Below are 14,608 nucleotides of genomic sequence, written 5' to 3'. Positions count from 1 at the left end.
ATAGATTGGTTAGCGCTACTGGCTGCAATAGCGGTGATATGATTGGAAGCACATACTTTACAAGCCCAATCACCGGGGAGTGCACGATAAATTTCAGTTTTGGTTTGAAAACATTGGCACCTCGGGATTTCGTAGCTGTCGCACGTGATCGCAGTGTAATGATAAGCTGGAGCCCCCTCTCGCATGTTGAGCACTACCTGGTTTATTACTCCACAACACCAATTGACGATAACAATATTGAGTCCGCCAGCTCAACTCTAGTCAGCCCTGTAAGTTTAAATTCAGCGGTCCCCACTAGATTTGAGCTGGAAAATTTGATCAACGATGAGACATATTTGACCTATCCCCCAAAACCTAAGCCATGACGACGATGAGATTTCCAATTATCCTAATCCCAAGGAGATCTCATTATGAAAAAGCGTTACACCGAAGAACAAATCATCAAAGCCATTAAAGATCATGAGACGGGCGTCAAAGTTGACGATATTTGTCGTCGCCTTGGCATATCTGTCGGCACGCTCTACAACTGGCGCAGCAAGTATGCTGGTATGGAAGTTAACGAAGCCAAGCGCATGAAAGAGCTGGAGATTGAGAACAATAAACTTAAACGTATTCTGGCTGAAAAGCTGCTGGAGGTTGAGGCACTCAAGGATGTCATTTCAAAAAAGTGGTGAAGCCTACAGGCAAGCGCCAAATGGTAGGCCACCTCATGAGCCAGCATCGATTGAGTGAGCGTACAGCCTGTAGGCTTATCGGCCTCAGCCGAAGCTCGCATCGTTATACGCCGAGCGAGACAAATGATGTTGAGCTGCGCCAGCATATAAAACAGTTGGCGGTTCAATATCCTAAATACGGTTATCTGATGCTGCATGGGATATTAAGGCGCGATGGTCTGGTGATAAACAAAAAGCGCACGTACCGTCTGTATCGCAGTGAAGGCTTACAGGTGCGCACTAAAAAACGGAAACGTATTCAGCGTCCCCGCAGCCAATGAGCGTGTTAACACGAATGAACGACCGTTGGTCGATGGATTTTGTATATGACCAGTTATCCAATGGTCGCCGCTTCCGTGTGCTGAATGTGATTGATGACTTTTCCCGTGAAATGATTGGGCAGCTAGTAATGTTTTCAATTAGTGGCAACCAGGTGGCGCGCTTTCTGGATCAATTAATTGAACAACGAGGTGCTCCGCACCGGATTGTGTGTGACAACGGCACGGAGTTTACCAGTAAGACAATTTTCTTCTGGAGTCAGGAATCGCGGGTGGCACTGGCGTTTATTCAACCAGGCAAGCCAACACAAAATGCATTCGTTGAAAGTGTTAACGGGAAGTTCCGCAATGAATGTTTAAATCTGCATTGGTTCAGAACAATCGAAGAGGCGCGATATGAAATTGATTTATGGCGACATCACTACAATCACGAAAGCCCGCATAGCTCATTAAATTATTTACCGCCAATAGCTTTTGCTCAACAGGCGGCTTAACATGAAAATCTCATCCTTGAAGTGGTACTAAGATTGGGGAAAGGTCACTCTTCAAGATACAAATTGGAACAGCATGTCAGCGCTTGCTTATTATTTGGGATCAAAGAGGGCTGGTGCCAACCTTCATGTCGGTACTGTTTCGCATGGATGTATAACTGTGGATCCTCAATATCAAGAGCAGTTTGATGCTATGGTTGATTTTTTGAGTCGAGAATCAGAGAGTAATATATTAACGGTTATTCCTTAAATAATAGAGATATGACGTCGTGAAGAAGCTATTTGTAATTTCTATTTTACTTTTGGTTGTTTTAATTTCTGTGTTTTACATGATAAAAATCCGAATACTATACGATGATGCAGTCGTTGAGCTAAAGCTTGGCAATATCGACACAGCGGTTATGATGCTTAAAAAAGCTAATAAATGGGGTTCTCAAGAAGCTCGGTCTCTTCTGGCTGAAATTTATGCGGTCGGTGATTTTTTGCATCGTGATAGAAATAAAGCAATTATTTATTACAAAAAAATCATATCCAGTCGTCAACGCGAAGTTTTAAATATTATTCTATATCATCTGGAGAATCAAAAATCGGAAAAATATGATTTGCAGGAGGCTCAGTTTTGGCGTTCATATTTAATACAAGAATAAATGCTTATGAAATGCCGGCACTGAAGATCAGCAAGTTAGTGGAGATCCAGGATTTGACCCGAGCTTTTTTTGTTACTCGAAGAGACATGTGAAATTATTTTAGATGATTTAATTAAATAACGTGCCTATGATAGGCAGAACAAGCTGTGGGAATGGATATAAATCTCCTGTATTCAATTTTTTTAGCGGGATTTTTTCAATCTTTATGCTTGTAAGGATAATTATTTACAGAGATTACTTGATTATGAAAATTATTCTTTCCATTTTGCAACGCGGGCTACCCCCACAAACTGCGGGTTGCCGCCTGCGGCAATGACATTATCTCGTCGCTGGAAAAAATGATCGCGCGCCTGGAAATTGCTGGCCGGGTGTTCGAACAAGCGTTCGATCCCGCCCCCAATGTGGAAGCCGAATTCCTCTGGGACGGCACCCGGGCGCAAGGGCTGGTCAGTGGCCGCGTCAGCATCGGTTTTGAATATCGCACCGTCTACCTAAGCGCCCCAGCCCCTCGCCAGTTTCCCGGTGGCTTGGGCCACCCTGAGCGATATCGTCACCCAGGTGCCGGGCAGGGAAAACTTCATCGCCTGGCAGCAGCGCGGCATTACCGTCAAAAACACCTATGAGCGCCAGCTTGCCGAGGGCTGGTCACTTTCGTCGGTGCATGAGTTCGATCCCAAGGGCACCGTCTATTTGGGCAGCGGCACTGTCCTCGATGTAGTCACACCCTCCCTGATCCTCAAAACCGGGCAGACCTTCAGCCATAGCGATGGTGACGACGGTTACTACCAGGCGGGCGGTAAACACATCGACTATTTCCTCAGCGCTGAAAACCTGCTGGTCGATCGCGTCACGGGTCTGGAGTGGCAATATCTCCAGACCCCGTTCCGCACTGCCGATAAACAACAAGCCATCAACTATTGCCGCGACCAGGCGGAACCGCGCAACACCGGCTGGCGGTTACCCACACCGAAAGAGGTTGGCTATACCATTGATAAATCGGGCCGGGGCGCCGGGCATATCATCTACAGCCTGACGCAAGCCAGGGACATCAGACTGGAAGATGGACGGTAAGAGACCCGATAGGATTTGCAGGTGGAGATACGAACTTTTATGGATATGTGCTTGGAAACCCGGTGCGTTTTATTGATCTTGATGGATTACAAGTACGACCACCCAGTCGTGGCGGCTATGGCTCCGGTGGAACTCATGGCGGCGCAGGAGGGACATATGGGCAGGTTATCAGTAATGGATATACTATGCCATCAGGCAGATATGTTCCTCCGGGAATTCCTTTAGGAGATGGAAGTCACAGACCTAACTTGCAGCAGCCTCCTTTTCCCATTAGAAAGTTAGATCCAGTTGGTTACTCTGGAATGACAGGGAGTAGAGAACAGGAGTTTTTGCGCCAGCTTATGGATTTATATGATGCAATTTTTGAAGACCACATAAAAGAAAAGATTAGATGTGAGCTAAACCCACTGGCTTGTTTGCTTGAATCAATAGAAGAAAAAACTCAATACTGCCCTGCAGGAAGCTAAAGGAGGCTCAATGACCAATTTGGACTTTAGATTGCTTAGACTTTTTGTCTGCACATCATTTTTATTGTATTTTTTGTATTTCTTTTTTCCTTATCTTTACGAATATCTCTATGAAGAACATGTTTTGCATTATTTATTTAACTGGCCGATAAGTCCTGTAATAGACCTCCCAAATGAGCTCTACTACATCTTTATAGTTACGAAATTAATTGCAACTATTTTTGTGTTTTTTAAACATACATATGCAAAATTTTGTTATGCAGCTATTGTCATAGCATCAATCATTGGCAACCTTCAGATAGGAATGATGCTTTTAACACATGCAGAAATACTGATTTATACAACAATGAATATGCTAGATGGAATCATCTTATATATGCTATTTAACGATAACATTAAAAATTTTATGTCTAACAAAAAGTGCTAGCTGCGCTACCCACTAACTGTTTATCCTTGCTGCTGAAAATATTTATTTCTTTGCCAGCTATTCCAACCTTTCTGCAGCAAGGATTTTCATGGAATTAAACAGGTATTTGATTAGAGTCCGAAAAGCCCATATCGTATCGACATATAATTTGGAAAATTTTAAAAACCACAGCACCATCATATAAATCGCGAAGACTCAGCTTGACTGCAACGCCGCATGCTCTTCCAATTCCGCATTAATAAAAGCATCAATCATCGCGCGATAAACAGCTTCTACAACGGCGGGGTTGGCGGCGTGGGTTTCGGCGAGGGTTTTTACGCGGGCGATGACTTCTTCTACGCGTTTGGGCGCGCGGACGTCATCGGTGGTTTTTTTGAAGGCGGCGGCTTGTTTTACATAGTGGCCGCGCTCGCCCAGCAAGGCGACAAGCTGCTGGTCGATGCGGTTGATTTCTGTACGCACAGCGTCCAGCGAATCGACTGTTTTTCTGTTCATATCAATCCCCTGCTGCAATTAACGAAGGCCAGCGGTCAGTGTGCGTCTTGTATCGCCTGTGCTTCGCGGCGGGCTTGTTTGTATTCCACGAGCGATTTCAATACCAGGGTTAACAGCGCGATGGAGGCCAGCAGCAGGGCGGCGGTAAAGGCGCCGATGGCGTTGTAGTCCTGGTGCAGCAGTTGTACATGCAATGGCAAGGTGTTGGTTTCGCCGCGAATGGAACCGGACACGACCGACACCGAACCGAATTCACCAATGGCTCTGGCGGTGGTGAGTACAGTGCCGTAGATCAGTGCCCATTTAATATTGGGCAGCGTAACGCGGCGAAATACCGTCCAGCCGTTACCGCCCAGTAACACGGCGGCTTCTTCTTCGGTGCTGCCCTGGGATTGCATCAGCGGAATCAATTCGCGGGCCACGTAAGGGCTGGTGACAAAGATGGTGACCAGCACAATACCCGGCCAGGCGAACATTAATTGCACATCGTAACCGTCCAGCCAGCTGCCCAGCCAACCTTGTACGCCATACAACAGCAGATAACACAAACCGGCCACCACCGGCGAAATAGCGTAGGGAATGTCGATTAAGGCAATTAATAATTTACGGCCCCGGAATTCAAATTTGGTAACGCACCAGGCGAGAAACGTACCGTAGATCAAATTGACCGGCACGGTGATCAACGCCACCAGCAAGGTAAGTTTGATGGCCGAGATCATGTCCGGGTGCAACAGGTTGTCGGTAAACAGCGCCCAGCCACCTTTGAAGGCCGAATAAAAAATCAGCACCAACGGCAGTATCAACAAAAAGAAGGTGAGCGTTAGCCCCACTCCGATGAGCAGTTTTCCGATGGCATCCGGTTTTTTGTGTTTGTACTTTTGCATAATCAGACAGACTTGTATCGTTTGGCGTAGTAGCTCTGTACCAGCTGGATAAGCATCAGGAACACCAGCGAGAAGAACAGAATAACCAGCGCCACAGCAGAGGCCGCCGGGAAATTGTATTCACCCAGCAAGGTGAAGATCATCAGCGAGATCACCTCGGTGGCGTAAGGCATATTGCCGGCGATAAAGATAATTGCACCGAATTCACCGAGTGAGCGAACAAAAGATAGTGCCGTACCAATGGTCAGCGCCGGGCCGATATGCGGTAGTACGATACGGAAAAATATTTGCGCTTTGTTGGCACCGAGCGAAGCGGCTGCTTCTTCGTATTCTTCACTGAGGTCTTCCAGCACCGGTTGTACCGCGCGCACTACAAACGGAATACTGGTGAAAACCATCGCCAGAATAATGCCGTAAAAAGTGTAGGAAATTTTTATACCGGCGACGTCAAACCACTGCCCTACCCAACCGTTGTGCGCAAACAGTGCTGCCAGCGTTAAACCGGCAACCGCCGTTGGCAAGGCGAAAGGTAAGTCCATCAGGCTGTCGATTAAACGGCGGCCGGGAAATTCGTAGCGCACCAGAATCCACGCCATTAACAATCCGAAAATGGCATTGAGGATGGAAGCAATGGCAGCGCCGGCAAAGGTGACTTTATAAGCGGCCATCAGACGCGGATCAGTAACGACCTGAAAGAATTCTTTCAAAGACATTTCTGCCGCCTGCAACACCAGAGTGGAGGCCGGTAATAAAACGATGAGGCTTAAATAGAATACGCTCAGCCCCAGGCTGAGCGTAAAGCCGGGTAGCACCCGGGAGGATTTTTTTAACACGTGCGGTCCGATTAGTTCTTGTGAGCTTTCTTCAGCAGGTCATCGAGGATGGCACCGTTAGCAAAGTGATCTTTGTCGATTTGTGCCCAGCTACCGAAGATGGATTCAATTGCTACCAGTTCCAACTCGGGAAATTGTGCAGCAAACTCTGTTTTGACCGCAGAATCATGCACTCTGTAGAAAGAACTCGCAAGTATTCTTTGGGCTTCCGGCTGGTAGAGGTAGTTCAGGTATGCGGTTGCAACATCCAGAGTACCTTTGGATTTGGCGACGCGCTCAACCACGGCTACCGGGAATTCAGCAAGAATACTGATTGGCGGAATAATGATGTCGTATTTGTCGGCACCATATTCTTTACGGATCAGATTCACTTCAGATTCAAAGGTCAGCAGTACGTCGCCCAACTGGCGCTCTACGAATGAAGTGGTAGCGCCACGGCCGCCGGTATCAAATACCACAACGTTACCGAGGAACTTGCTAACGAAATCCTTGATTTTGTCCTGATCGCCAGCGAATTCCTTGTTGGCATAAATCCAGGATGCCAGGTAAGTGTAGCGGGCATTACCGGAAGTTTTCGGGTTAGGGAAAACCAGTTTCACATCGGCACGGGCCAGATCGTCCCAGTTTTTGATATTTTTAGGGTTGCCTTTACGCACCAGGAATGCAGTGGTGGAGTAAAATGGTGAGGCGTTGTTCGGGAATTTTTTGTTCCAGTCTTTGGCAACAAAGTTACCTTTTTCAGCCAGGATATCAATGTCGGTAACCTGGTTAAAGGTGACGACGTCGGCTTTAAGACCTTGCAGAATAGCGCGAGCCTGGGTTGAAGAACCGGCGTGTGATTGTTTTACATTCACATCGTTGCCGCTTTCTTTTTTCCAGAACTCCTGGAATTTTGGATTGATTTCCGCAAACAGTTCGCGGGAAACATCATAAGAGGTGTTGAGAATTTCCTGGGAGGCCGCCTGGCCAGTCACACTGAACAGCAGCGCTGCGCCGGCAAGTACCAGCTGCTTTGAACGCGTTAATTTCATAAAAAACTCCATGATGAATGAGGTGTTAACGGCGCCAGTAAATCACATTCGGTGGTGCGCCGTTAGATCAAGTTTTCCTATGCTTGGAACAGAAAAATCAGTGTTTTCAGCGGCTTTTTATACCAGCCCGCCAAACAGCAAACACGGTTATTCTGCGGTCAAAAAGGTTTTGGTTGCCGTGGGGCGCGCATAGACTTTTGCACCGCGGGTTAAATCCAGATGCCGCTCCTGGGAGCGCGGTAATTCAACGTGAATCAGGTTGTCACTGAGTGAATGCTTTAATTCAATACGCAGCACAGCACCGGCAGTGCTGACGTTATCGACGTAGGTTTCAATCAGGTCACTACTGCCCGGCAAGGCTTGCAACTCGATATCGTGCGGCCGTATGTAAGTGATCGCCGCTGAATCGTCAACGTCGGCAAACTCCGGGGCAGGAACCGAGTAGTCACCAATTTTTGCCTGACCGCGCTGTACGCGGCTGTGGAACTGGTTCACCTGGCCAATAAAGTCGTAAACAAACGGGCTGGCCGGGTTGTTGTACACCTCGTCCGGCGATCCGATTTGTTCAATACGGCCTTTATTGAGTACCACAATGCGATCCGCTACTTCCATCGCCTCTTCCTGATCGTGGGTTACGAAGATCGAGGTGATGTGCAAATCGTCATGCAAGCGGCGCAACCAGCGGCGCAGGTCTTTACGCACCTTGGCATCCAACGCGCCGAAAGGCTCATCCAGCAGCAGCACTTTGGGCTCAACCGCCAGCGCACGAGCCAGTGCGATACGTTGCCGCTGACCACCAGACAGTTGATCCGGGTAGCGGTCTGCCAGCCAGTCGAGCTGCACCAGTTTCAGCAGTTCGTGCACGCGGTTGCGAATTTCTGCTTTGCCGGGGCGCTTGTCTTTCGGGCGAACCGTAAGACCAAAAGCCACGTTGTCGAATACTGTCATGTGGCGGAACAGCGCGTAGTGCTGAAATACGAAGCCGACCTGACGCTGACGAACGTGAACATGGGTGGCATCTTCGCCGTGGAATTCAACGTTGCCGTCATCCGGCTGTTCAAGCCCGGCGATAATGCGCAACAGGGTGGTTTTACCGCAACCGGAAGGGCCAAGAAGCGCTACCAGCTCACCAGTGGGGAAATCGAGAGAGACATTATCGAGCGCGGTAAATTGCCCGAAACGTTTGTTGATGTTTTTTACCTCAATACTCATAAGTCTGCTCTTTTACTGCCTGATTTTTCACTAACGGAGCGCCAATAGCGCGGCGAAAAGCATATTCGGGATACAAAAACACCGGTCAGCGTCCGGACATTTCCCTTTGCTGACCGGTGTTTTTACAGGGTTGCCCCCGAAAAGGACGATTATCCCTTAAAAGGCGTGGTCAAATCCAACCGCAAAAGTGTCGTCGCGACGGTCAGCCTTGTCCAGCTCCAGGGTAGAAACGTAGGTGTATACGCGGGTTTTGCCACCCAGAGCGTAGTCCAGACCCAGTGCCGCCAGGGTACCTTCTTCGTCAGTTACCTTGCCTTTGGAGAGGCCGTACTGTGCTTTTACCTTGTATTTGTCGATGTTCCAACCGGCAGACAGGATAAAAGTATCATCCTTGCGATCGCTACCCGGTGCTACGTCTTTGGACTGTTGCAACAGGGCACCCAGTTCGAAAGCACCGATTTTGGTGGTACCTACCGCACGGATAATATCAGCACGGATAATACCGTCTACGCTGCGGCTGGCCGCTTCATTACCACTATAGGCCAGAGCGCCGTAGTAAGTACCGGTATCCGCCACCAGCGAGGCAGAAACGTTGTCTGCCAGGCCATCGTCCGGCTCGCCATCCAGATCCACATCAGCACCTTCCGGCAGGATGAAACCTACGCTGGCGGTCAGCAAACCATTGGCAAATTTGGGTGAAAAGTACTGCACGATGTTGCTGGCACGGTTATGGCCGCCGGTCAGTACGTCGATATCCGCACGCAGGTCATTGAACTGGTCGAATTTACCTTCGATAAGTTTCAACGGTGTGTCATGTTTACCGGCAATCACACGGCCAAAGTCGCCTTGCAGACCGATGAAGATATTACGCTGGGTAAAGGTGGTGTTGCCGTCGTCTACGTCGATGCCGTATTCAGCCTGGTAAACTACGGTCAAGCCGGTGCCGTCCAGCGCCAGGTCACCTTTCACACCCAGACGGGAAGCGTTGGAGTTCAGCTCCCATTGGTCAACTTCAGTCGCAGAGCTGCCGGCGATAACACGCGCAGAGCCTTCGTTGTCAAACTTGTCTACCGATACGTTGATCTTACCGTATACGGTTGGGCCATTTGGCGTGGCTGCCACGGCTGGTTGAATTGCTGCCACAGCCAGAGCCGCGGTAATAGCAGAAATATAAACAGATAACGTGCGCTTCATGACTTACTCTCTTTTTGTGTGTGGTTTAATCAATAAGGTACAGCACCTTCCGAAAACGGAAGTTCAAGCGAAGTAAAAACGGAAAAAGGGTTACCCGGATATGGCAGGCGAAGAGCCTGCGGTCGGGCTTATTTCGAGGACATCATTCGGCAACAACAAGGGTTGCCGAAAGGGGATACGTACAAAGCGGTGTGTGTGGTCATGCTTTTTAGTCCTGAAATTGCATAGTCTTGGGTGAACCTGAAGCTTGCGGTCTGCATCCGTTATCAGCCTTTTTACGCCCGGTTCATCAACACCAACCGCCCGGTGTTATTCATTTCCGGTGGTGGTTATCCGATGAATGTCATACTAATGAAATATTTTTTATGAAGAAAGGAATACTTTTTCATTAGCTTATAACTCTGCAATGAATCAGACGCCTGCATTTTATAGCCACCGGGCGCAGCTAAACACGGAGGAGTAACCAAACCCTACCCCTTTCAGAACGCCTTACCTGCACAGATTTCAGGCAAAAACCACCGTCACCACCTAGACTGCATTTGCACCCTCATTAAAAGACCTGGCATTTTACCAACCGGTTTATTAGCCCACATCATTCTTAAGACAAGGCTCACGAACCCTTGCCGGGTTTCCCGATCATTGATCAAACAGGAAGTTTGAAATGAAAAAAAACGCCATCACCCTCGCACTCTTCACCGCCCTGCCTTTGTTAACCACCACCGCTTTGGTAGATGCCTGTACGCGGGTGGTTTACCAGGGGCCGGAGTCCACCATTGTGACTGCACGCTCCATGGATTGGCGCGATGACATACCGGCAAATATCTGGGTTTTTCCACAAGGCATGGAACGCAACGGCGCAGTAGGCCCGAATTCAATTACCTGGAAATCGCGCTATGGCAGTGTAATTACCAGCGCATTTGATATTGCCACTACCGATGGCATGAATGAAAAAGGTCTGGTGGCCAATTTGTTATGGTTGGCAGAATCGGAGTACCCGACCTATAACGGCACTGGTAAAGGGCTCGGCATTTCTGCCTGGACACAATATGTGCTGGATAATTTTGCCACCGTGAGTGAAGCGGTAGCGGAACTGCGTAAAGAGTCGTTTGTGGTGGTGTCCAGTGATATTCCCGGTACCGACCGCTTTGCTACGCTGCACCTGTCCATTTCCGATGCGCAGGGCGACAACGCTATTTTTGAATACATTGGCGGCAAGCTGGTGATTCATCACGACAAGCAATATCAGGTGATGACCAATTCACCGATTTTCGAAAAGCAGCTTGCCCTGAATGAGTATTGGCAGGAAATTGGTGGTACCACTATGTTGCCGGGCACCAACCGCGCGGCCGATCGTTTTGCACGGGCATCGTTTTATATCAACGCCATTCCGCAAACCAGTAACACACAAACGGCTATTGCCAGTGTTTTCAGTGTTATTCGCAATGCCTCGGTTCCTTTTGGTATTTCATCAGAAACCGAACCCAATATTTCTTCCACCCGTTGGCGTACCGTGTCTGATCATAAAAACCGGGTTTACTATTTTGAATCGGTGCTGACACCAAACACCATCTGGATTGATTTGAAAAAAATAGATTTCTCCGCGGGTACCAGCACCCGAAAACTCGCGCTGGATAACAATCAGATTTACACCGCCGATGCCACCGATAAATTTGTAACGGCAAAACCGTTTGAGTTTGCGGGGTTATAAAAACGCAGATGCCGAAAGGCGCCAGCAGATAGTGGAAAAGCAGAAAGAAAAACGCAGGCTGACAAACACCATCAGCCTGCGGATGGTTAACGGTTAAAAGGAATAACGCGCACCCAGCGCATAGGTTCTGCTATAAAGTGACGAACCAAAATTATTGGTAGCCGGATACTGATAATAGCTTTGATACACTTCATTGGTCAGGTTGGTGCCGTCCAATGTTATGGACAAGTTATCCGTCACGTCATAACTGATTTGCAAATCGAGGCTTTTCTCCGCCTTGCGGTAGATTCCCAACGGATTGGCAAACATCGCCGCCTCATAATTGTTCAGGAAATCATCCCGCCAAACATAGGACAGCCGCGCCCCGAGCTTCTCCTTTTCATACGCCAACACAGCACTGTATGAACTGTCCGAAATACCAAAAATATCACGCGTCACAACACCGGTTATTTCGCCAGCACTGTTGGTTTCAGGAATATCCTGGGATGAGTCGAGCGCTGTATAGCTGAATTGCAAACCGAAACCATCCAGAATGCCGGGCAAACTTTCCGGGAAATACACCAGCCCCAGTTCAAGCCCTTTCAGCTTGCCATTCGATGCATTGCCCGGCTGATCAATAATGTAGTCGTAATTTTCGTAAACCGTTTTGCGTCGGGAATTGACAATAAAGCCTTCAATGTCCCGGGTAAAAAAGGTTCCGTACAAGGAGCTTCCTGGTGAAAAATACCATTCCAGTGAGATGTCGATATTTTTTGATTCTACCGGCTTGAGGTCAGGGTTGCCGCCGGATGCCGTGCCGTAACCGATATTGGTGGTATCTTTTCTGTAGATGGTATTGGCATTCAAACTACCGAAATTCGGGCGACGCAAGGTTTCAGTATAGGCAAAGCGAGCCACCAGATCATCGGTAAGGTGGTAACGAAGCATCATGCTGGGCAGCACTTTGGAAGTACTGGCATCATCTACACTACGCGGATGCCCTTCAACCGCCAGATCAAAAAAAGTCATATCGGTTTGTGAGCCGCTATAACGGAAACCGATTTGCCCATCCAGGACGCGACCACCCAATTCTGTTTCAAAACCGGTTTGAAGGTAAGCGTTGTAGGTATCCTCTTCAATAGAGAAAAAGCGCTCTACCACCGGTTTGACCAACGGCCCATTGTCATTGGCATAATTCGCACGAAGAATGTCTGCATTCGCGCCAATCCAGTGACTGCCAGGCACAAACCATTCTGTCGGTACATCAGACTTACCATCGAAGAACTTTCTGTTGATATGTTCGATGCCATCATAGTAAGAAAATGAACAATTGATTGAGCATTGGGCTTCCTGATTTTTATAGGAATCATCTGCCGTACGGCGATCAAATCGAAGGCCGAACTCAACATTCTTAAAGAAATTTCCTTCCAGATTTAAATGACCATCAGCCGTCCAGGTAAAAGCATCACCTTCGTACTTGCCTCGGTTGTCATAGAAAGTACCCATGGTCCAGCGCGAACTATCCGACAGGTCACGGTGCTGATAGCTCACATCACCATAATTCAAATCGCCGCCAGCCGCTTGCTCTACCACCTTCCACGCGGGAAGCCCGCCATCTGACTTGAAGTCCACCCAAATGTCACCACGGGTATCTGCTCGCAGGCCATTTGTAACGTTATCATTTTTGGAGTGCTGATAAACCAGCTCCGAGCGTAATGTCAGCGCCTCACTCAATTCCCATTTGCCACCCAGGGCATAGACCCAACTGTCCGTTTTTCTGTCCGCATAGTTAGCCGATGAAAAAAGCGAGGTGTCACCGACAATTCTTTCCTTAACAATGTTGGTTCCCGGGTAGAGTATGGGTGCCGGCTTGTTTTCAAGATCATGCCAGGCATCCACGAATCCGAACAATCCACTGTCAGATGACTCGTTACGAAAGCCGTTATAGAAGACTTCAAACAAGTACTCCGAGCTTTCATCCGGAGCAAATTGCAACGAAATATTGGCTGCAGAGCGTTCGCGTTTACCTCTCACATCGTGCTGAAATATCGCATCGCGTGCGAGCAAATATTCGCCAGGCGTACCATCAAAATCCAGCGTTGATCCGGCGGCAGATGGCAAGCCCAATTCGAGGCCCGGCTGCCAGATGTTGGTATCAAAAATACGCTCAAGGTAACCATAAGAACCTACTGGTTGCGCAGCGAAAGGCAACATCGCACCTGCTGTTACAGCCTGGTCGCGATAATTGGTTTCTGCAAAAGAGAGATTGACCAATGCACCAAATTCGCCAATACCGGTTTGCCAGCGATCGGTAAATAGTGCAGAAATATTGGGATCGGTTTTATCCGCTGAATCCTGATAGATGGCCCGCCCGGCCAATACTACTCTGGAATCATCAAAATCAAAGGGGCGCTGGGTTTTGATATCCAGCTGACCGGCAATACCGGATTCAATATTACTGGCAGAACGCGTTTTATAAACGTCTACCTGCTTAAGCAAACTTGCCGGAATATCCGCCAGAGATACTGACCTTGCAGCAGCCGTAAAAATCGTTCTGCCGTTGATGGTGGTGGTAACGTCATCCAGTCCGCGAATGGCAACTTTTGAGGTTTCGCCTGACCCTCGATCCGTCACCTGAACACCGGAAATGCGTTGCAATGCCTCGACAACGTTATTGTCCGGAAATTTACCAATATCTTCAGAAACGATGGCATCAACAATCTGAAAGGAGTTTCTTTTTATGTCTACCCCTTCCATCATGCTGGCACGAATACCGGTAACCAGAACATCTTCAACAGGCGCGGCTTCGTTACTTTGAGCAAAAAGGGACGGGCTGGAAATAGCTACAACAGACGCGATACTGGCGCTTAATACAGAGCGAGAAAACATGGGATATTTCCTTTGAGTTTTTTACTAACAGCCCCGGCAGCACTTATTATTACTGATCACCACCGAAAGCCTTTTTGTTTAAAAATTATCAGGTAGAAACACAAACAAAAAACCACTCAACCTCTTTTATATTTTTATAAAAAATTGAGAAAAATTTAAAAACAAATCGTTAATCATTCCTTTTAAAAAACCATCACACTCACCACCAGATCCATGCAACGGAATGTTCCGATGTTTTAGATACTATCCGCTTATTTTCAAAGCATCTTGTATTAAGTGGTAATAAATT

The 14,608-nt window shown here is 48.1% G+C and carries 11 protein-coding genes and 1 pseudogene; 5 read left to right on the top strand and 7 right to left on the bottom strand.

Translation table 11 applies throughout. The features are described from left to right. Positions 1-410 precede the first annotated feature (410 nt). From C4F51_RS05060 to C4F51_RS05045, 4 genes and pseudogenes are all read left to right on the top strand, one after another. Positions 411-1,485 (top strand): annotated as a pseudogene (locus C4F51_RS05060) (IS3 family transposase). Between the two features lie 266 nt (positions 1,486-1,751). Beyond that, positions 1,752-2,129, top strand: coding sequence for a hypothetical protein (locus tag C4F51_RS05055; RefSeq protein WP_193907739.1), 378 nt, complete (start codon positions 1,752-1,754; stop codon positions 2,127-2,129). A 522-nt stretch (positions 2,130-2,651) separates the two neighbouring features. Then, complete coding sequence (locus tag C4F51_RS05050) at positions 2,652-3,200, top strand: hypothetical protein (RefSeq protein ID WP_193907738.1); 549 nt, start codon at positions 2,652-2,654, stop codon at positions 3,198-3,200. Positions 3,201-3,262: 62 nt separating this feature from the next. Continuing rightward, on the top strand, positions 3,263-3,667 hold the full coding sequence (locus C4F51_RS05045; protein ID WP_235992282.1) for a hypothetical protein: 405 nt from the start codon (positions 3,263-3,265) through the stop codon (positions 3,665-3,667). Positions 3,668-4,289: 622 nt separating this feature from the next. On the opposite strand, the gene C4F51_RS05040 is transcribed toward C4F51_RS05045, so the two are convergent. The 6 genes from C4F51_RS05040 to C4F51_RS05015 all read right to left on the bottom strand — a co-directional run bounded on the left by C4F51_RS05040 (position 4,290) and on the right by C4F51_RS05015 (position 9,743). Beyond that, on the bottom strand, positions 4,290-4,589 hold the full coding sequence (locus C4F51_RS05040; RefSeq protein WP_193907737.1) for a chorismate mutase: 300 nt from the start codon (positions 4,587-4,589) through the stop codon (positions 4,290-4,292). Positions 4,590-4,624: 35 nt separating this feature from the next. Beyond that, on the bottom strand, positions 4,625-5,473 hold the full coding sequence (gene cysW, locus C4F51_RS05035; RefSeq protein WP_193907736.1) for a sulfate ABC transporter permease subunit CysW: 849 nt from the start codon (positions 5,471-5,473) through the stop codon (positions 4,625-4,627). A gap of 2 nt (positions 5,474-5,475) precedes the next feature. Then, positions 5,476-6,306, bottom strand: coding sequence for a sulfate ABC transporter permease subunit CysT (cysT, locus tag C4F51_RS05030; RefSeq protein WP_328701311.1), 831 nt, complete (start codon positions 6,304-6,306; stop codon positions 5,476-5,478). Positions 6,307-6,317: 11 nt separating this feature from the next. Continuing rightward, the gene (gene cysP / locus C4F51_RS05025) at positions 6,318-7,337 is read right to left on the bottom strand and encodes a thiosulfate ABC transporter substrate-binding protein CysP (protein WP_193907735.1); all 1,020 of its coding nucleotides are present in this window, start codon (positions 7,335-7,337) and stop codon (positions 6,318-6,320) included. A 147-nt stretch (positions 7,338-7,484) separates the two neighbouring features. Continuing rightward, positions 7,485-8,549 (bottom strand): sulfate/molybdate ABC transporter ATP-binding protein, encoded by a 1,065-nt coding sequence (locus C4F51_RS05020; RefSeq protein WP_193907733.1) that lies wholly within the window; start codon positions 8,547-8,549, stop codon positions 7,485-7,487. A 156-nt stretch (positions 8,550-8,705) separates the two neighbouring features. Next, positions 8,706-9,743: a porin gene (locus tag C4F51_RS05015; protein WP_193907731.1), complete on the bottom strand. Its 1,038-nt coding sequence runs from the start codon at positions 9,741-9,743 to the stop codon at positions 8,706-8,708. Positions 9,744-10,404: 661 nt separating this feature from the next. Between C4F51_RS05015 and C4F51_RS05010 the strand changes: the two genes are divergently transcribed. Further along, the gene (locus C4F51_RS05010; RefSeq protein ID WP_193907729.1) at positions 10,405-11,451 is read left to right on the top strand and encodes a linear amide C-N hydrolase; all 1,047 of its coding nucleotides are present in this window, start codon (positions 10,405-10,407) and stop codon (positions 11,449-11,451) included. Between the two features lie 93 nt (positions 11,452-11,544). On the opposite strand, the gene C4F51_RS05005 is transcribed toward C4F51_RS05010, so the two are convergent. After that, on the bottom strand, positions 11,545-14,319 hold the full coding sequence (locus tag C4F51_RS05005; protein WP_193907727.1) for a TonB-dependent receptor: 2,775 nt from the start codon (positions 14,317-14,319) through the stop codon (positions 11,545-11,547). Between the last annotated feature and the right edge of the window lie 289 nt (positions 14,320-14,608).

This window comes from Cellvibrio polysaccharolyticus (assembly GCF_015182315.1).
Classification (GTDB): domain Bacteria; phylum Pseudomonadota; class Gammaproteobacteria; order Pseudomonadales; family Cellvibrionaceae; genus Cellvibrio; species Cellvibrio polysaccharolyticus.
This window is presented reverse-complemented; position numbering and strand designations above follow the sequence as displayed.

What these genes read in the sequence shown, in the direction of transcription:
- C4F51_RS05040 (WP_193907737.1), bottom strand. Translation starts at nt 4,589, where the DNA reads ATGAACAGAAAAACAGTCGATTCGCTGGACGCTGTGCGTACAGAAATC.
- cysW (WP_193907736.1), bottom strand. Translation starts at nt 5,473, where the DNA reads ATGCAAAAGTACAAACACAAAAAACCGGATGCCATCGGAAAACTGCTC.
- cysP (WP_193907735.1), bottom strand. Translation starts at nt 7,337, where the DNA reads ATGAAATTAACGCGTTCAAAGCAGCTGGTACTTGCCGGCGCAGCGCTG.
- C4F51_RS05020 (WP_193907733.1), bottom strand. Translation starts at nt 8,549, where the DNA reads ATGAGTATTGAGGTAAAAAACATCAACAAACGTTTCGGGCAATTTACC.
- C4F51_RS05015 (WP_193907731.1), bottom strand. Translation starts at nt 9,743, where the DNA reads ATGAAGCGCACGTTATCTGTTTATATTTCTGCTATTACCGCGGCTCTG.
- C4F51_RS05010 (WP_193907729.1), top strand. Translation starts at nt 10,405, where the DNA reads ATGAAAAAAAACGCCATCACCCTCGCACTCTTCACCGCCCTGCCTTTG.
- C4F51_RS05005 (WP_193907727.1), bottom strand. Translation starts at nt 14,319, where the DNA reads ATGTTTTCTCGCTCTGTATTAAGCGCCAGTATCGCGTCTGTTGTAGCT.